Source organism: Nocardioides aquaticus, assembly GCF_018459925.1.
Classification (GTDB): domain Bacteria; phylum Actinomycetota; class Actinomycetes; order Propionibacteriales; family Nocardioidaceae; genus Nocardioides; species Nocardioides aquaticus.
Map to the genome: position 1 here is coordinate 3,099,960 of NZ_CP075371.1, position 17,654 is coordinate 3,117,613.

Genomic DNA, 17,654 nt, shown 5'->3' on the forward strand with positions numbered 1-17,654 from the left:
GTCGCGCGCGCGCTCAGGCGGCGGACTCGATGGCCTCGTTGGTGTAGTAGAGCTTCTTCTCCAGCGGGTGGAGCACCGTCTGGACCTTGTAGGTGGCGTCGCCGATGCACCACAGGGCGCGGCCCTTGTCCTGCATGGCCCACCCGGAGACGAGGTCCTGGGCGATCGGGCCGAGTCCGAGCATGGAGTCGAGCTCGCGGGCGACACGGGGCTTCTGAGCACCGAGGATCTTGATGTCGGCCAACTCGAGGAGGTCCTTGGCGATCATCGCGGCCTGGGAGTCGGCGTCGCCCACCGAGAGCAGGTCGGAGGGCTTGTGGAGGTTGCAGAACTGGATGTCGCCGCCCTTGCCGGCCATGCCGCGTGAGAGCCGCAGGTCGGCGTCGAAGCTCGCCACTGCGGCGGTTCCGAGGCGCATCTGCTTCCAGACCTCGTCGCGCACCACGATGCGCAGGTCGCCTGGCTCGGCGATCTCCCGCAGACCACGCCCCCAGGAGTTCATGCACAGCAGCGCGATGCCCACGGCCTCATCGCCCAAGCCGTCGAGCCGGGAGAGGCTGAACGACTGGATCGGGGCCCGCCAGTCGACCTCGATGTTGGTGAAGTCGTCGAAGAGGCCGGCGAGGGTGCCGGTGACCAGCTCGCCGAGCGCGTTGCGCAGCAGCCGGGTCTCGTCGAGGAACTGGCGGGTGTTCGCGTATTCGCAGGCCCGGACGAGCTCCTCGGTGGGGTTGCGCAGCAGGTCCCACAGCCGCGGGATGGTCGTCTCCTGCAGGACGCTGTTGCCGGCGGCGTAGCCGGTGAGGATCGCCAGCGCGTTGCGCACGACGTCGGATTCGTCGGGGCCGAAGGGCACCCGGCGCTCGTCGTCGATCTTCATGCTGCCGACCAGGCCTCGGACCAGGACGAGCCACCGCTTGAAGATGATCGTGGCGCGGCGCTGCGCCTCCTCGGCCGAGAGCTTCTCCCACCCGTCGCCGAGCGGCCCCATGGACAGCGGGTTGACCCGGGCCCAGAAGCCGGGGGCGATAACGAAGGGGTCGACACCGAGCGCGCGGCACAGCGACTCGTACTCGTCCTTGACGTCGCCAGTGACCAGGGTGCGGTAGCCGAACGGCATCATCCGGGTGCAGAACGCTTTGGTGGTGCCAGACTTGCCACTTCCCGGCTTGGCGAACTGGAAGATGTTGGGGTTGGTCGCGGGTACGTCGTCGCGCAGCACCCACCCGAACGGGTCGCAGTAGAAGCTGCCGCCGGAGAGCTGGTCGACGCCCATCTGGGCGCCCGTCGGGGGCAGGGCGGGAGCGGAGACGAAGGGCCAGAACACCGGGGCCTGGTCGCTGGTCATCCGCCAGGCCATCGCCGGCGCGGTGGCGGCGGCCCAGCCTCGGCCGCGGCGGGTGGCACCGCGGCGCGACGCGTAGCGGAAGAGCCGGGGCTCCTTGGCCTCCGGGGCGAGCGTGGGGATCGTGGGCAGGTCGTGCCCGAAGTCGGAGAGCAGGGCGGCCATGTCGCGGCCGCCGCGGCGGTTCCGGCGGGGGGTGGTGGTCATCAGGCGTCTCCGCTCCGGGTCAGGCTCGTGCCGAGGGGGATGGTGGACGCGGCGAACCCGACGTCCTGGGCGAGGTCGAGGCGCAGCGGTGCGAACCCGGCGCGTCGGACCGAGGCGTCCAGGCGGCGCCCGAACTCGGTGATCCGCATCGACTTGGGGACGGTGACCGTGCACACGCCGTAGGGCCGGGTCAGCGAGTTGCCGCGGGCCAGCTTGGCGTCCAGGCCGCGGGCCTTGTGGGCCTCGTCGCGCTGCTTGGCGCGGGTCTTGCGGCCGAGCTTCTCGTTCATCCCCTCCGCCAGGTCGGCGGCCCACTCGGCGTTGCCGGACTGCCGGTCGGCCTTGGATTGGGAAACGATCGGGTACGCGACGACGAACGATCGCCGCTCACCGAACTCGCTGGGGGTGAGGATCGGTGCCAGGGCACCCATCGCGACGCCGCGGGTGGGGAGCTTGATGGTGGCGCTGACCGAGTTCCAGGCGTCGTGGCTGTAGTGCCGCACCGTGGCGTCGGCGCCCGAGGGGCCGGCCATCGCCCACGGGACGTCGGCGTTGACGCTTGGGTCCTTCTCCCGCAGCGAGAGGGCCTCGACGATGCCGGCGCGGTCGCCGGGGGCGAATCCGGTCCGGCAGGCCAGCGCGAGCTCGGGGCTGGTGAGCCAGCGCACCGTCGTCATCCCCATCGGGCCGCGCAGCTGGGCCTCAATCTCGGCCATGAGCAGGTAGAGCTCGCGGCAGCGGCCCTCGAAGCCGCCCCCGGACTCTTTGGCCGACCTCGCGATCCGGGTCTCCGGGACCAGGATCGTCACGAACTGCTCGGTGCGCACCGATGCCTGGGTGAGGCCGTGGGCCAGGTCGCTGTTGACGACCTCCGACAGCTCCGGGCCGTTGGGGCGGCGGTGGCGGTTGACCCACAGGTCGCGCTCGGCGCCGTCCTCGGGGACGGTGCGCACCATGAAGAGGATCTCGTCGACCTTCTCTGTGCGACCGGCGACGTCGAGCAGCCCGGCCAGCGCCTCGCCGTAGCCGGCGCGCTCTTCGGTGTCCTTCATGCCGATGCCGGGGTGCACGATCGAGGCCGTGACCGCCCAGGTCTTCATGGCGTGGTCCTCGATGATCGCTACGCGCTGCAGCTGCGAGCCGTGCGGCGGGCCGTCGTGGATCTGGACGCCCTGGAGGACCCCGGGCAGGTCCGGGGTGTCGAGGTCGTCGCCGCGGCCCTGGGTGGCCTTGGCGCGGAACGAGGTCCAGCCGAACAGGCCGCCGACGGCGTACATCGTCGAGGCGAACACCCAGCCGGTAGCCGAGCGGCCGCGCACCGGGATCACGGTGATGGCCAGCAGGAACACCCAGACCAGGGCGAACAGAAGCGCGGAGAACCACGCTCCGCGGCTGATTGCCCAGAACGCCGGCAGGCTGGCCAGCGCCAGGAACATCAGCTGGCCTCCGGAGAGGCCGAAGAACCAGCCGATGCGGTCGCGCTGGTAGTCGGCGTAGGTGGTCATCGTCGGCTTCCTTTCTGGTCAGTGAGGTCGGTGGGTGTCGATCGGTGCTCGAGGTGGGGCGGTCGGCGCATCGGTTACACCGCCACCGGTGGGATGCCGCCAGCTGCCGCGCCGGCACCGCCGGCCGCTCCCCCACCGCCGGCGGCCGGGGTCTTGGGAGCTGCCTCAGCTCCTCCGCCGCCCTGGCCGCCTGAACCGCCGCCGGGGCCGCCGCCGGTGGGCAGCGTCGGCGGGGTGGGCGGCGCAGGAGGCGTGGGCGGGGTCGGCATCGACGAGTCCTCGTCGCTCTGGTCGCCGTTCTGCGACCCGGGGTGGGTCCCGCCCTGGCCGCCGGACTGGCCACCGGACTGCCGTCCACCCAGGCCGCTGAAGTCGGGGCCGTAGGTGCTCTGGCCGACACCGGCCTGGTTGGTCTCGTCCGACATCAGAGAGGTCGCCTTCGCGCCGGCGGAGTTGATCCAGCCCATGCCGGTCGACAGGGCCTGGCCGACTGGGCCGAAGCTGCCCAGGGCGCCCTGGGTCGACTTGCTGAACCGGTCGCCGGTCGAGGCTTCGGCGCTCTGCTCGCCCGAGGAGCGGCCGTTGGCGTCGGTCGTCGACGCAGCGGACGAGCCGCCACCTGCGCCGCCGGCGCTGAGCAGGCCCTGGAGGCCGCCCTGGATGGCCATGCCCTGGCGGAACGACGCGCCGCTGGGGGTGCCGGGGTCGACGAAGGCCAGGAGCTTGAACAGGGACAGCGGGGCGACGACGCTGATCAGGATCGTCATCACGGCCGGCAGCGCGGTGCCGAACGCCTTGGCGGTGTCTTCGGCGAGGTGGGCGGCGACTCCGTTGGCGAGCTGCACGCCGATGCCCAGCACCATCACCATCAGCACCGGGGTGAACGCCGCGGCGTGGAACCAGCGCAGCGACTTCCAGAACCAGGAACGGGTGAACTCCGAGACCAGGCCGGCGGCCGCGAGCGGCCCCGTGGCGGTGAGCACCAGCAGGGACGCCGCGCGGGCCAGGTAGACCAGCACGTGCCCGATGGCGGCCAGCCACAGGAAGATCCCGAGGAAGGCAAGAGCGGTGGCCACGCCGGCGTCGGTGATGTCGTCGATGCCGAGTCCGCCGAGCGGGTCCCAGTCGGGCCAGGTCTGCACCTTGAGCAGCGACTTCATCAGCGCCTTGGTCAGCGCCCCGCAGGCCGCGATGATCATGACGCAGTACCCGAACCAGCAGGCGCACACCAAGACGAACTGGCCGGACCCGATGAAGGCCCGGGCGAGGCTCTTGCCCTCGCGCTTGAAGGCCGCGGCGCCGAGCTGGATCATCGCCAAGATGACCACCAGGGCCAGCGCCAGCCACAGGGTGAAGGCGTAGACGTCCTTGCCCGGGCCGTCGGCGCTCAGGTCCGGAGTCAAGAACAGCTCACTGAACGTGAGCACGATGCGCAGCACGAACAGGCCGGAGTTCCAGATCGCGAGCATGGCCGCGGTCCAGGCGTCGGCCGCGGCTTTGGCGATGACGTCACCGATGGCCTCGAACGGGTTGGGGATGTCGCCCAGTCCGGGGATGCCGCCGCCGAAGAGGTCGCCGACGTTCGGCAGACCGGGGATCCCGGGCAGCCCAGGGACGCCCGGAAGCCCGGGCAGCCCGCCGATGTTGCCGCAGATCGCGTCGAGGATCCCGCAGCCGTCGGGGAGCAGATCTCCTGCGCCGTCGAGCAGGTCGCCGGCACCGTCCTTCACATCGCCGGCGGCGTCCTTGCCGCAATCGATCGGGGCTTTGGCGCAGTCGACGGCGTCGCCGCCGAGATCGCACAGGGCGTCGGGCCCCGGGCAGCCCATCTTGAGGTTGCGGGCCGGCAAAGTGCCGCTGGTCGACACCGGGGCGACTGGAGCGAGGTGCGCCGTGCTGACGGCTGGCGCGCTGGCCGCTGCGGCGGGCGGCTGGAGGGTCGAGGCAGCTCCGAGGAGCGTGGTGAGCACCAGGAGCGCCAGGGCGGCGATACCGAGTCGGCTCGCCCCGCGCACGGCGGTGATGACGGTGCTCACTGGGGAGCTCCGTTGATCCGGATCCAGCCGGCCTTCTCGAACTCGGGGGTGCCGGGCGCCACCGCCTGTGGTTGGCCCTCCGAGACCAGGTGCTCGATGTCCGCTTCGCTGCCCTGGACCAGTCGCCAGTCACCGTCGAGCCACCGCATCAGCTGGGTGCCGGCGTAGAGGCTGTCCTTGACCTGGCCGTCTGCGGTGGTGAGGGTGACGTAGCTGAGCAGGTTCACCGCGTAGTAGCCGGTGTCGAGCTCCTCGAGGGTGTAGGCGACCGGGGTGACGGCGTACGACGCGGGGGCGGGCACGGCGCCCTCCTTCGCGACGCCGGCCTGCTGGCGGCGCAGCGCGACCGCGGCGCGGGAGCGCTCCTCGAAGACGGCCTTGTCCTCGGGGTTGGCGTAGAGGCGGGCAACGGTGACGGCCTGGTCGTAGTCGAACCCGAGCTGTGCCTTGGCCAGCTCGACCTGAAGCGCCACGGCGCCCAGGTCGGTGGCCGGGAATCCGGTCGGGTAGCCGTCGACCTGGTCGTCGCCGGTCGGGATCACGACGCCGTCGGTCGGCGCGGTGTCCGGTGCGACCTGCTCGACCGATGCGTTCTCGACCGTCTGGCTCGAGTTGTCCCCGCCGGTGGTGTCGGGGCCGCCGGAGTCGTCGTCGGCCCGGGTGCGAGCACCGAGCCAGACTACGGTGGCCACCATGCAGGCGATCGCCACCAGGATGCCGATGCGCACCAGGGTGGCCCGCGAGTCGTCGTTGCCGGTTGTCAGGTTCTTCATCAGTGGTCCCCTTCGATGTGGTCAGGGTCAGTGGTGTCGTCGGTCGACCAGGTGCGCCAGCCGGCCTCGTGGGCGAGCTGCGTGCCGGGCCAGGTCGCGGGGGCGGGTGCGGGCGGGGCGCCGGGGGCGACCATCCAGCGACCGCCGACCCACTGCATGCGCTCGCAGTGGGCGAAGGCGATCTGGCCTTCCTGCTTGTAGGAGGCGGTGACCTTCATCAGCACGCAGACGGTGGTCCAGTCGGGCCCGTCGGTGCCCTTCACGAGCGCGGCGGCCGGCTCGAGGGAGACCGAGGAGCTGGGGTCCTTGACCTCGCCCATTCCGGTGCTGGTCAAGAAGGCCTGGACGCTGGCGGTGATCCACCACTCCTCGGCGCGGACCCCGCCGGGCAGGGCCCAGGCGTTGTAGACCTCCGCGGCCGTGGTCAGGCTCATCGACTGCAGCACCGCGAGGTCGATCTGCGCGAGCTGCCCGATCGCGCCCTCGGGGGTGTGCGGGAACCCGGTCATCACGAACGCCGGTCCGTTCACACCGGTGCCAGCCGGGATCTTGATGAGGGGCACCTTGGCGCTGGTGGTCTCGGCCGGGAAGGCGGCGTTCTCGGGAACGGCCAGCATCGGCTCGGCCGCTACCTGGTCGCGGTGCACGGCACCCTGGGCCACCGTCGAGCGGTCGGTCTCGCCGGTGGCGACGTCGGTGTCGGCGCTGGCTTCCTCGCCGATCCCGGCGACGGCCAGGTAGACCGCGTAGGTGAGGCCCCCGAGCAGGAGCGCAGCCACGACGAGGGCGGCGACCAGGATTCCGAGCAGGCGGCGCCGGCCCCACTCCGTGGCGCCTTCGGCCTTCTTCGTGGCTGCGCGACGCATCAGATGCAGCCCTTGCCGAGGATCCCGTTGAGCATGCCGGGCAGGACCAGGTAGGCGATCGCGCAGGCGAACACGACCACCACAGAGATCACCCCGACCTTGGAGGCGTGCGGCAGGGAGAACACGCGGCCGGCGATGATCGCGCCGATGGCGATCACGATGCCGAGGCCGAACAGGACGATGACGCCCCAAAGCACGTAGCTGGTGATCTCGTTGGTGGGTCCGACGGCACCCGGCGGCGCCTTCGGACAGACCTGGGCGGCCATCGGGAGGAGAGCGGTCATGACGTCCATGGGTGGACTTCCTTTCTGGGTTTGCTGACCCGGTGCGGGTCAGGCGCTTTCGCTGGTGTCGGTGGGTAGGTGGGCGGGCTCGAGCAGCTGACGGGCTGCCGAGATGAGGGGGGCCGGGACGGGCCGGGAGTCCAGGCCGTTGACCGCGAGCTCGTGGTCCTCGGGGATCTCCACGCACCGGTCCGCGACCAGGGCGCGGCGTACGGCGGGGCCGCCGGCGTGCTCGAGGCCCCGGGGCCACTTCTTGCGGCGCGGCCCACGCACGGCGAGGGCGATCTGCTCGGGCTGCCAGTGGTTGGCCAGCAGCTCGAGGGCGACCGAGGCGCGGCGCATCCCGGGGACGGTGGCGGTGGTGACCAGGACGATCTGGTCGGCGGTGCGGACGGCCTCGGCGAGCCAGCAGTCGGTGGCCAGCAGCTGGCCGGCTTCCCAGCCGACGTCGAGGATGGTCAGCTGGGTCTCGTTCTCTGCGTCGATCGGCAGCGGGATCTCGTCGACGCCGGCGAGGACCTCGCTGGCCCGCTCGAGCAGGACGTGGTCGCGCTTGCCCTGACGCCAGTCGGTTGGGTGAAGGCCGAGCTCGGCGGTGCTTGCCGCGGCGAGACCGGAGGCGGTGACCGAGCAGCACTCGATCACCCGGACCGGGGCGGCGGCGGCCAGTCCGGCTGCCAGGGCGATGGTGCTGGCTCCGACCGACCCGGCGCATCCGATCACGGCGATGGTGTGCTCCCCCGCGGCTGGCGACCAGTCGTCCGCGGTGGCGGTGCCGCGGCCGCGGGGTCCCTTGCTGGCGCCGGCGCCGGTGCGGAACTCGCCGGCGTTCACGGCGTCCCAGGCTCGCTTGAGCTCGTCGACGCCGACCGGGCGGCTCGAGGTCTGGGTGCTCACTTGGCCTCCCCGATACCGCCGCGGCGGAACTCGAGCGCGGCACGGACCTCAGCCGGGGTCAGGCTTGCCAGCTCTGCCTTGGCGGCCTGGACTTCGTGCAGTTGGGCGACCCAGCCGGTGAGCTGCTCGATCGCCTCGATCTCGCGGCCGGCGATCGCGAACAGGTCGGCGATCTTCTCCGGCGTCCGGCACTCGCCGTCGTCCTGGGTGTTTGTCATGGGCTTCACCACCTCCAGTCGCCTATGTGTCGTGGGGCGGTGGGAGCGATCACGGTTGCGGTCATTCGTCATGGCCGAACTTCCTCGGGACGGCCGCGGCGAGGGCGCGCATGCTGCGCGAGCCGTGGCGACGGACGGTCGCCTCGGACACCCCGACCCGCGGCGCGACCCGGCTGGACACCTCGTTGCTGAGCAGGCCGCCGTAGCCGCGAGCGAGGTTGCGGGTCTCGACTCGGTCGGCCTCGTCGACCAGGCACAGCAGCAGGTACCGGTCGGCCGGGCTGATCACCTGGTTCTCGCAGGCCCACGCCAACAGCTCGAGGAGCTCCTCGGTAGCCGACGGCTCCTCCTGCTCGGGACCGGCGTCGGCGAGGATCTCGGGACGGTGGAACAGGGCGCCGGCAACCCGTTCGGTCGGCATCGCGGCGGCGCTCCACGCTCCTGCGTCGCCGTCGGCCAAGTCGCCGGACGAGAAGGACTCCACGAGGGTGGTGTTCGCCCACGTGCGGTCGGCCCGGGAGACGTAGAAGAAGTCACCGACCTCACGGAGGACGCCGACGCGGGTGTTGATCAGGATGTTCGCGGCAACCTTGCGCAGCCGGCGCCACTTGAAGGTCCGGACCTCGATCCACAGCTGGGAGGCCACGAGCTCGTCGATCCGCTCGACGGCCGACCAGGAGCCTGCCGCGACGGGCTGGCTGTCGCGAAAGACCTCGCGGGGAGGGAGGGTGCTCAGCCAGCCGGCCAGCCGACACGCGCCGGGCAGTAGGCACTTGGCGAGCGCGGCCGCAGCGGCGATGTCGTCGCCGCCCTCGGGAGCCGCCAGCATGGCCAGCGCCAAGAGGACCTCGTCAGAGGCTGCGCTGCCCACCGAGGGCAGCCAGGCCCGGAGGTCGTCGAACTCCTCGACGACTCCAAGCCGTGGATCCGCGGCCACCCAGGCCGGCCACTTCTGGCGGGCCTGGTCGAGCAGTTCGCTGTTGTCGTCGAGGCCGAGCTGGTCACCCACACTCATCGCACTCGCTCCTTTCGTCCGTGGCTGTGCACGGCAGAAAGGTCGCGAGCGGGCGTCCCCGCATCCGTCCCCCCAAACCCCTGATTTGGAGGGGGGACGCAGAGGGGGGACGCGCGTTTCCGCAGGTCAGAGGGCGTCCCCCCGAAAGTTGTAGAAAATTCTTGACCAGGGTGGCGCGACGCCTGTTTGTCGAGATGCGCCGAACGTTTCCAACCGCGACGCACCTACCTCCTCAACACCGAACCGGTAGGGATTCGCTCCGCGGCAGCGCCCTGGTGACAGGCGGACGGGTGACCGCGCGGTTCGACCACGCCGTGTCGCTGCGCGTTGCTACCTTGAGCCGTCCGTCGAACAGTGGAGTCGTCCGTGAAGCACCAGCTGCAGTTGTTGAGCCCCGGTGCCTTTCAGTCGATGGCCGCTGCGCTGGCGATCGCCGAGTTCGGCCCAGGTGTCCAGGTCATGGGCGCTGGCAAGGACGGCGGCCGCGATCTGTACTTCGAGGGCAACCTGAAGTTCGCCTCAGCACTCGAGTCCTCAGCAGACACCTTCAGCGGTTACACCGTCTTCCAGGTCAAGCACCACGACAAGATCTCCGACTCGGAGACCACCAATGCCTCGTGGTTGTGGGGAGAGGTCAAGAAGGAACTCGACGCCTGGGCTGAGTGGGATAAGAAGGACCCGCGCGATCCCCTGCCCGATCAGCTCGTCTTCATCACCAACGTCGCACTCACGCCCGTTCAGAACACGGGCGGCCACGACGCCATCCGCAGGAACATCAGGGCCTACCGCGACAGGCTCAACGACCCCAGCCGCGACATCGACGATCAGGATGCAATTCTCGATAGGGTCCAGCGGCGCAAGCGGATCGCGCACATCAAGACGATCCGATTCTGGGACGGCAACCAGCTCGATGCTCTGTTGAGCACGCAGGAAGGCGTGCGCCGCCGGTTCGACGCCTTCTTGACTGCCAGCGACGTCTTCACCTTCATCTCTGAGCTCACGGGCAACATCGCCGTTAAGGACAGCGAACCGGTTCTGCTCGACCAGGCACGCACCGAACTCCTCTCAGACGGGCTGGTGTACTTCGACGACGCCGGTGACCGCGAAAACCGCGGCATCCCGGTGCACGAGGTCGCCATCGATCTCCCCGTGACCTTCCCGGGCGGAGGCCACAGGAGCACCGTGCTGCGGCATGTCTTCGAGCGGGGAGACAACCTCCTAGCCCGAGACATCACAGCTGTGGACGGGCCGCGCCACGTCGTCCTCACCGGCCAGCCGGGCAACGGGAAGACCACGATCTCCAAGCTGATCGTGCAGGCATACCGGGTTGCAGCGCTCAAAGGCTCCACGGCACTAGCGGCCAACCACGACACCGTGATCACCGGGACCGAGGACGTGCTGCGGAGGCTGGGGCACCAACTCCCGCGGCACCGGCGCTGGCCGCTGCGCATCGACCTCGCCGACTACGCGGAGGAACGAGGCCACAAGCTCGACGAATCGCTGATGCGATACGTGGCCGAACACATCAGCAAGAAGTCGAACCATGGCACCGTCACTCCCGCCACGTTGACCTCCTGGCTGCGCGCTTGGCCCTGGCTAGTCGTATTCGATGGCCTGGACGAGGTCACCGAGCCAGAGACGCGGCGCACGGTGATCGAGCGCGTCGTGGAGTTCGTCAACAACGCAGAGGGGGACCGATGCGACCTACTTGCCGTCATCACGACCCGCCCGGTTGGCTACACCGAAAACATCGACCCGACGTCGTTCGAAACCGTCGGACTCGACGACCTGACACCCGCTGAGGCCGTCGCCTTCGGAACTAAGGCCGCCCAAGTACGCCTTAGCGGCGACGAGGAGCGGATCGGCAAGGTCGTCACGGCCCTTCGGAACGCTGCGCAGGATGAGAACCTCGTCAAACTGCTGCGGACGCCGCTGCAGGTCCTCATCCTCTCGATCATCGTCGACGGCGCGGGGACCATCGCACCAGACCGGTATAGCCTCTTCTGGAGCTATTACGACACCGTCGTACGACGAGAGCGCAACAAACCGACGATGGTCCGCACGCTCCTGACCAAGTACGAGCCGTTCATCCACCAGCTTCACGAGCGCGCCGGCTTCGTGCTTCAACAGCGCAGCGAGACGGCCGACCACTCCACGGCCGTCCTAACAGAGCCGGAGCTGCGCGAAATCGTCTGGCACATCCTCAACGACGCCGAGTTCAAGCCCGACGGGCACCACTCCGACGTCCTGGACTCGATCATTAGGTCTGCGACACAGCGACTGGTCCTGATCGCGCCCCGGAACGACGGCTTCGGTTTCGACGTGCGCTCACTCCAAGAACTCATGGCGGCCCGGCGAATCAGCGACGCGCCCCTTGAGACCCTGATCAACCGGCTACGTCTCCTGGCCCCCAGCCCACATTGGCGCAACACCTGGTTGTTCGCGACAGGAAAGATGTTCGCGGAACCTCGCGCCCACGAACACCAGGCCGTGGTCGAGCTCATCGAGACGGTCGACCAGGAAGCTCCCGAACGATTCGGATCGCATCTACCGATCGGCCCCGAGGTAGCTCTCGACGTCCTCGACGACGGTATGGCGCGCGCATGGCCGAACTGGAGCCGCCGCATCTTGGCTCACGGGCTCCACGTACTGGACGCGCCCTCTGCGTTCAACCTGGACCGGTCGCTACGCATCCTTCTGCGCTACGCCGACAGTGGTGCCGAACAACGAGACGCAGTAGCGCGAATGATGCGTGCGGGCGTCACAGCCACCGCAAACCGTCTGACGGTCGCCAGCGCGGCCGAGATGGTGTCCGCCATCGAGCACGATCTGCAGGTCAACGAGCGCACACTGGGACTCGGCTTGGTCCTGAACCAGCTGGCCAGCACTCCCCACCCCTGTCCGCCGGGCGTGGACTGGACCGCCTTCGACGACGAGCTCGACACCAGCCCCCACCCCGCCGCTCTCGACCCTGTCATCCGTGGCGCTGCCGCCGCGATGAAGGCAATCAAGGACGAGGTCTTCGTCGAGCAGCACGAAGCCGACCTCATCGCCTGCCTGAACATCCCCGAGGCGGCAGCAGTACTGAGCGCAGCTGTCGCTCACGTGCTCCCCGGCGACGTGTCACTGTTCCTCCAACTCAGATCCGTGCTCTCGCAGCGCTTCCGCGCCCCACTCGCCGACTGCATCCTCGCCTGACTCCCTGCCGGACCACGCGGCCGTCAGGCCACGCTGTGTCGAGGGCGAGCTCGCAGATCGGCGGACCCCAGACCGCCAGGAGGGCGGCACCCAGGTCACGTGACGGGCCACCTGGCACCCCGACGGCGAGCGTCTAGGTCCGCGCGATCTTCTATTCATCAGCGCAGGCGAGCCACCCCATGTCTACTTCTCACAAGCCCCAGGTGACCCGAGACGCCTGGGGCTCTTTCACGTCCAGCAGCGGCAGCACGAGCAGCTCCGCTCGGCGGGCCCGGTGCCTCGGGGCGCGCTCGGGCAGCGAACGACACAGGTCCCCTTGCTGCTGTGAGGACGGGGACCTGTGTCGGTGGTCGGTCGGCTAGTACAGGGTCACTGGGTCAGCACCTGGGCCTCCCCGATGCGGATCGGGAGGGGCTCTGTGGCCAGGTCGAACTCGATGGTTCCGGACTGCCCGCCACCGGTCCACTCGACCACCCAGTGACTGGCCGCGGTGACCTGGTACGCACCCTCGGGCTGGTCGGTCGACATCTTCGCGTAGCGGTGCCCGCAGGTCGGGGAGTCCTGCTTGCCGTAGTGATCGGCGTACGGCGTCCCCTTGCCGGTGCAGGTCACCTTGGTGCCGTCGCCCATGTTCCACACGATGCTGGAGACGCTGGCGGTGGCGCTGACCGAGACCGGCCCTTCGCTGGCGGACGCGGTGATCGGTCCGAACGTGTCATCGGTCGGGCTGTCGACCCACATCCACACCGGCAGACCAACGAGTCCGACACGGTTGGGGCCAGGCTCGGGAACGATGCCGATCCTGATCGGATCCAGGTCCATCGATGCGATCGCGCGATTGGCGAGAACCACCGGGTCGATCGTGACCGTGCCGTTCTGGATCCAGACCGGATTCCATGAGGAGCCTGGGGGCGGCCAGTAGCAGATGTGCCACGCACCATCCTCATTGGTCTGTCCAGGGGGCGGCAGTGGGCCCTCCCCACCCGGATCCCAGACGTCGCCGACCCAGCACTGATGGCTGCTGCTCCATACCGACCCGCCGGGGCCAGTGCACGGGATCTCCCTACCGTCCGAGGTCGAGCAAGTCGACGAGCCACCGGTGTCACCGCCGTCACCGCCATCGTTGCCGCCATCCTCGTCGTCACAGACAACTTCGCCGGTCACCGGGTCCGCTGTGCAGTCAGCGCTCGCGGCGGAGGCGGTGACGAACACGATGACGAGCGACCCTGCCAACGCCACCAAGAGGGCAATGAGTCTCCTCAGCATGGCTGGTCCCAAAGCAGGTCCGAGTCGGAGACCTTCCAAGCACCCTTGTCCTTGACGAGCGTGTACTCAACCGGGGCGGGGTTGCGGAGCGGGTCTCCGTTGGGGTCCGTGAAGTCCGGTTGCCGGATCGCCCCGTCGTTCTTCCAGGTGACCTTGGTGCGGTCCTCGCAGTCGACTATCAGAATCGAGGTCCCGCGATTCCGCGGCTCGTCGAGCGTATGTGCGTACTCCCCGGTCACCGTGACGTTTTCATTCATCATGCTCGCGACGGTGTGCTGCAACTGCAGAAACTCCTCACCGGTCGCGACCGGGTTGAGCGCCTTGAAGTTGATGTCCCGCTTCCGGTAAGCGAGGTCGCGTACCTCGAGGTACATCGCCAGCTGGGCCGCCGCCTTCTCCTCGGGGGTCTGCGGCGTCGGCGCAGTGCTCGTCGGGCTCGAGCTCGGCGTAGCGGTCGGGGTGTCCTCGGCCTCGGGGTCGGTGCCGTCGTCCGAGCAGCCCGTGAGGGTGAGGGCGAGGGCGAGGGCGAGGGCCACTCCCCCGAGTGCGGAGTGGTGCTTCCTCATGCGGTGTCTCCTCCTGTGTTGGGCGGCGCCATGACTGATCGCTGGCTGACGTCGGTGGCGATGTGCTCGAGGTGTTTTTCGGCGGCGTCGACGAGCTCGGCCAGCGAGCCGTTGTCGGCGGGGTCGATGCCGAATCGCTTGTCGGCGTCGTAGAGGGTGCGGACGGTGTCGCGGACGAAGACGGCTCTGGCGACGCGTCGGGCGTCGAGGTCGGGGCGGTCGCCGCCGGCCGCGACGTAGCGGCCGGTGAGCTCCTGGTTGAAGGTGGTCATGTGCTGGTGCTCCCTTCCCGAGTCAGCTCGCGAGCCAGCCGTGGGTACTGATGATGGTCTTCGTGCGCTCCGACAGTTCCATGGGGGCGTCGCCGTCGTCGGACCGGTTGCAGATCTCCTCGCGGAGGATCCGGTCGGCCTCGAGCTGGTCGCCCTCGGCCTTCATGACGTGGGCCAGGCACAGGCGGGTGCTCTCGCCGTCAGGGTCGGCCCGGTTGGCGACGTAGGCGGCGGAGCGGGCCTTGACCAGATCGCCTGCGGCGAGAGCCTCGGTGACGACGATGAGGGCGACGTCGGCGATCCAGCCTGAAGCCATGAGGTCGACGCGGTCGGGCTCGTTGACGAGCCAAGACCATCCCTCTTCACGCAGCTGGCTGAACGGCTTCGCCTCGCCGACCAGCTCGAGCGCGGTGCAGAGGTCAGCGACGCCTTCCGCTCCGCCCCGGGCCTGCCCGCGCTTGCGCAGCCGGAGAAAGAGGTGGAGATCGACCAGGAGACCGTCGTCGACCTGGTAGACGTTAACGCCGCGGAGCTTGGTGGCAGGGGCCTTGTCGGCGTGGGGCAGGTGGGGCTCTCCAGCGGTGGCGTTAGTGCCCAGCCACTCGCGGACGGTGTTGGTGTAGTCACGCACCTTGCCGGGGGTGATCCCGAATGCCTCGCCGATCTCCTCGCGGGTGGCTCCGTGCTTGCGGTGCATGGCCAGGTACGCGAGCAGCTCGGTGAAGTAGGGCCTGCGCTTGGCCAGCGCCTTGCCGTGGGTGCGCGCGGTGACCGGGCCGAGCAGGCTGAGCCTTGGACGGTCGCAGTTGGTCGAGAACCAGTCGGCGATGTCTTGGTCGAGAGTGGGGTCGCTCTGTTCGACCTCGGCTCGGACGTGCTCGGGCACCTTCGGCGCCAGCGTCTCGAGGTCCTCCTTCACGATCGCGCTCTGCCGGATGTAGTCCTCGTCGTCGCCCTCCAGGAGGGAGGAAAGCGGCTCGTCGACGGTGTCCGCGAGGGTGTTGCGCGGCAGGGTGTACTCGCGGCGCAGTGCCCCGGACTGGTCGGTGTAGGCCTCCCAGCCGTCGGTGGCGGTCTCGTCGACCGGAACAGGTACGTCCTCGGTGACCTCGCTCTGTCCGTAGACCAGTGCGCAGCCGCGGGCTTCGTCGCTGGTGAGGCCGACGGCGATGAGGTTGAGGCCGACGTGCTCGAGGACGACGCGACCGGTGTTCGTCATGTGCAGGACGGCGCCGGGCGTGTTGGGGCGTTCGCCGGCGACGACGATGGAGGTGGCGGACTGCCCGACGTGGTCGTTGACCAGCTGCAGCAGCTGCTCGAGGTCCTCGGGGTCTCCGGTGGCCGCGTCGAGCAGCAGCATCCGGGCGGGCCAGGTGTCGTCGTCGACGCTGCCGGTGCGGGCCGTGGACACGTCGGTGTTGTGTCGCTGGGCTCGGTCGACCGTGGTGACGGCGGCCGCGAGGGCGTCGGCGGCCGCGGGCGACCCAGCTGCTCCGGTCGGGTAGTAGCTGATCCGCTCGTCCATGACGACGGCTTCCTCAGCCACGCCGATGCAGTCGACCTGGACGCGCCGCGACCACGGGTTGACGGCCAGCTGCGCGGCGAGGTGGCGGGCGAAGTCTCGACCGTAGGTCGGGTCGCCGCTGATCGTGAGGGTGGACAGCTCCTCGCAGTTGAGCAGCCATGTCTCGCCGGTGCCGCTCATCCCAATGGTGGCCAGGAGCGGGTAGGGCGGCTCGACATTGCCGGTGTCAGGGCCGAGCTCGTCGGCGGCGGTGTCCGTGCTGACGTGCCAGTGGGTCTGGTCGGGGCTACCCACCCACGGCGCCGGGACGGCGGCCGGCGCGCTCAGGTGAAGCGTCAACTTGCCGTTCGCGAGTTCCACGGCAGCGAGCGGCGGCATCGTGGTGCCTTGCGCGCCGACGGCGGCCGCGAGCCGGCGCAGCGCCTCGTCGGCGAACTCCACGGTGGCCGCAGCCGCAGCACCGGTGGCGTTCAGGGTCATCTCGACCGGCGCGAGCTCCGGAGGCGGGGCGGCGATCGCGCGGCCTGGTGTCCGGTTCCGGTAGCCGGCGCGGCGGCGGGACCGCAGGGCCATGAGCAGTGCTCCGGACAGCAGGACGCCCCCGCCGGTCAGACCGGCGAGCACCCACGGCGCGTCGAGGATCGAGTCGTCAGCGTCGTCGACTTGGTCGACGTCGGCCGCGGGCGCCGACGGCTCCTCGGCCTGGGGCGGTGCGACGTCGGGCGCGGCCGTCTCGGGCACATCGGACTCCGGGGCGACAGGAGGCTCCTCCTCGGCCGGCGGCTCTTCTTCGGCCGGCGGGTCGACCAGCTGCTGGTCCTCCGGGGTGCCGGGCGTCTCGGCGCCGGGGATGTTGAGCTTCCAGCCGATGTCGATGATGTCGGGGTCGGTCAGCTGGGTCCCGCCGGGCTGGGTGATTCCGGTGGAGGCCTGGTAGATCTCGGGCCAGCGGTCGGCGTCGCCGAGCTGCTCTTGGGCGATCTCGCTGAGGGTGTCGTTGGGCTGCACGGTGTAGTCGTGCGCCGGTGCCCCGCCGTGGTGCGCGGGCAGCTTGAGGACCCACCCGGGCTCGAGGAAGCTCGGCTGCGTGCCGAGGAGGTCGCGGTTAAGGTCGACGAGCTCCTTGTAGCGGGCGCCGTCGCCGAAGTGGTCCTCGGCGATCGACCACAGGCTCTCCCCCACCTTCACTGTGTGGTCGGCGGTCTCAGGACCCTTGCGCTCCTGCTTCGTCTCGACCTTGACGTCCTGCTGGGCAGGCGCCTGGTCGACGGCACCGGCGGTGACGTGTCCCACCGCCACCGGGGCAGCAGCGGCCGAGCTGATCGTGGCTGCCTGCGCGGCGATGGGCGCGGCGATGAACAGCAACGCCGCAAGGCCGATCAGGCCACGGGCTGCGGCCTGCGGCCGACCCAGGCCCGGCAGCTGGGGCGCCTGGACCTTACGGAGCCGTGCGATGGCCTCCACGACCAGGCTCAGCGCCATGAAGGCCCACGCGACCCAGCCGATCACCTTGAACAGCCCGAGCATTAGCGTGCCGTCGTCGGGCGCCAGGAGCGCGTTCTTGATGCCGTCGAGGGTCGGCACCTGGTCCGGGATCGGGCTAGCACCGATCGCGAGGAACAGTGCGGGCAGCCCGAGGACGATGCCGAGCACGGCGACCGAGGCCGCGAGGCCGGTGAGT

General features: G+C 69.7%; 14 protein-coding genes. 1 reads left to right on the plus strand and 13 read right to left on the minus strand.

The genetic code is table 11. The features are described from left to right. Window positions 1-13 precede the first annotated feature (13 nt). The 9 genes from ENKNEFLB_RS15010 to ENKNEFLB_RS15050 form a co-directional block, all read right to left on the minus strand. Window positions 14-1,552 (minus strand): ATP-binding protein, encoded by a 1,539-nt coding sequence (locus ENKNEFLB_RS15010; RefSeq protein ID WP_214056150.1) that lies wholly within the window; start codon window positions 1,550-1,552, stop codon window positions 14-16. Next, window positions 1,552-3,057, minus strand: coding sequence for an SCO6880 family protein (locus ENKNEFLB_RS15015; protein WP_214056151.1), 1,506 nt, complete (start codon window positions 3,055-3,057; stop codon window positions 1,552-1,554). Before ENKNEFLB_RS15015 ends, ENKNEFLB_RS15010 begins: the two co-directional genes overlap by 1 nt. Window positions 3,058-3,131: 74 nt before the next feature. Then, complete coding sequence (locus ENKNEFLB_RS15020; protein WP_214056152.1) at window positions 3,132-5,093, minus strand: type IV secretion system protein; 1,962 nt, start codon at window positions 5,091-5,093, stop codon at window positions 3,132-3,134. After that, window positions 5,090-5,866 carry a hypothetical protein gene (locus ENKNEFLB_RS15025; protein WP_214056153.1) on the minus strand — a complete coding sequence of 259 codons (777 nt, stop codon included), beginning with the start codon at window positions 5,864-5,866 and terminating at the stop codon, window positions 5,090-5,092. Before ENKNEFLB_RS15025 ends, ENKNEFLB_RS15020 begins: the two co-directional genes overlap by 4 nt. Further along, entirely contained in the window at window positions 5,866-6,732 is an 867-nt protein-coding gene (locus tag ENKNEFLB_RS15030; RefSeq protein ID WP_214056154.1) for a hypothetical protein, read from the minus strand. The genes ENKNEFLB_RS15025 and ENKNEFLB_RS15030 overlap by 1 nt, the downstream gene beginning before the upstream one ends. After that, window positions 6,732-7,025: a hypothetical protein gene (locus ENKNEFLB_RS15035; RefSeq protein ID WP_011755687.1), complete on the minus strand. Its 294-nt coding sequence runs from the start codon at window positions 7,023-7,025 to the stop codon at window positions 6,732-6,734. The genes ENKNEFLB_RS15030 and ENKNEFLB_RS15035 overlap by 1 nt, the downstream gene beginning before the upstream one ends. 39 nt (window positions 7,026-7,064) lie before the next feature. Beyond that, window positions 7,065-7,913, minus strand: coding sequence for a hypothetical protein (locus ENKNEFLB_RS15040; protein WP_214056155.1), 849 nt, complete (start codon window positions 7,911-7,913; stop codon window positions 7,065-7,067). After that, window positions 7,910-8,143, minus strand: a complete 234-nt coding sequence (locus ENKNEFLB_RS15045; protein ID WP_214056156.1) for a hypothetical protein — start codon at window positions 8,141-8,143, stop codon at window positions 7,910-7,912. The genes ENKNEFLB_RS15040 and ENKNEFLB_RS15045 overlap by 4 nt, the downstream gene beginning before the upstream one ends. 49 nt (window positions 8,144-8,192) lie before the next feature. Further along, on the minus strand, window positions 8,193-9,146 hold the full coding sequence (locus ENKNEFLB_RS15050) for a hypothetical protein (RefSeq protein ID WP_214056157.1): 954 nt from the start codon (window positions 9,144-9,146) through the stop codon (window positions 8,193-8,195). A gap of 366 nt (window positions 9,147-9,512) precedes the next feature. Here ENKNEFLB_RS15050 and ENKNEFLB_RS15055 point away from each other — a divergent pair, with 366 nt between their 5' ends. Then, a complete protein-coding gene (locus ENKNEFLB_RS15055) occupies window positions 9,513-12,344 on the plus strand; it encodes an NACHT domain-containing protein (protein WP_214056158.1) in 2,832 nt (943 codons plus the stop codon). Between the two features lie 369 nt (window positions 12,345-12,713). Here the strand turns inward: ENKNEFLB_RS15055 and ENKNEFLB_RS15060 are convergent, their stop codons facing one another. Genes ENKNEFLB_RS15060 through ENKNEFLB_RS15075 form a run of 4 tightly spaced genes read right to left on the minus strand, consistent with a single transcriptional unit; the run spans window position 12,714 to window position 17,626 of the window. Continuing rightward, window positions 12,714-13,610: a hypothetical protein gene (locus ENKNEFLB_RS15060; RefSeq protein WP_214056159.1), complete on the minus strand. Its 897-nt coding sequence runs from the start codon at window positions 13,608-13,610 to the stop codon at window positions 12,714-12,716. Then, on the minus strand, window positions 13,604-14,176 hold the full coding sequence (locus ENKNEFLB_RS15065) for an IseA DL-endopeptidase inhibitor family protein (RefSeq protein ID WP_214056160.1): 573 nt from the start codon (window positions 14,174-14,176) through the stop codon (window positions 13,604-13,606). The genes ENKNEFLB_RS15060 and ENKNEFLB_RS15065 overlap by 7 nt, the downstream gene beginning before the upstream one ends. Further along, window positions 14,173-14,448, minus strand: coding sequence for a hypothetical protein (locus ENKNEFLB_RS15070; RefSeq protein ID WP_214056161.1), 276 nt, complete (start codon window positions 14,446-14,448; stop codon window positions 14,173-14,175). The genes ENKNEFLB_RS15065 and ENKNEFLB_RS15070 overlap by 4 nt, the downstream gene beginning before the upstream one ends. Window positions 14,449-14,470: 22 nt before the next feature. Next, window positions 14,471-17,626, minus strand: coding sequence for a LysM peptidoglycan-binding domain-containing protein (locus ENKNEFLB_RS15075; RefSeq protein WP_214056162.1), 3,156 nt, complete (start codon window positions 17,624-17,626; stop codon window positions 14,471-14,473). Window positions 17,627-17,654 lie beyond the last annotated feature (28 nt).

Bases quoted from the DNA above. Each gene is read 5' to 3' on its own strand.
- ENKNEFLB_RS15010 (WP_214056150.1), bottom strand. From the start codon at position 1,552: ATGACCACCACCCCCCGCCGGAACCGCCGCGGCGGCCGCGACATGGCC.
- ENKNEFLB_RS15015 (WP_214056151.1), bottom strand. From the start codon at position 3,057: ATGACCACCTACGCCGACTACCAGCGCGACCGCATCGGCTGGTTCTTC.
- ENKNEFLB_RS15065 (WP_214056160.1), bottom strand. From the start codon at position 14,176: ATGAGGAAGCACCACTCCGCACTCGGGGGAGTGGCCCTCGCCCTCGCC.
- ENKNEFLB_RS15070 (WP_214056161.1), bottom strand. From the start codon at position 14,448: ATGACCACCTTCAACCAGGAGCTCACCGGCCGCTACGTCGCGGCCGGC.
- ENKNEFLB_RS15025 (WP_214056153.1), bottom strand. From the start codon at position 5,866: ATGAAGAACCTGACAACCGGCAACGACGACTCGCGGGCCACCCTGGTG.
- ENKNEFLB_RS15060 (WP_214056159.1), bottom strand. From the start codon at position 13,610: ATGCTGAGGAGACTCATTGCCCTCTTGGTGGCGTTGGCAGGGTCGCTC.
- ENKNEFLB_RS15035 (WP_011755687.1), bottom strand. From the start codon at position 7,025: ATGGACGTCATGACCGCTCTCCTCCCGATGGCCGCCCAGGTCTGTCCG.
- ENKNEFLB_RS15030 (WP_214056154.1), bottom strand. From the start codon at position 6,732: ATGCGTCGCGCAGCCACGAAGAAGGCCGAAGGCGCCACGGAGTGGGGC.
- ENKNEFLB_RS15050 (WP_214056157.1), bottom strand. From the start codon at position 9,146: ATGAGTGTGGGTGACCAGCTCGGCCTCGACGACAACAGCGAACTGCTC.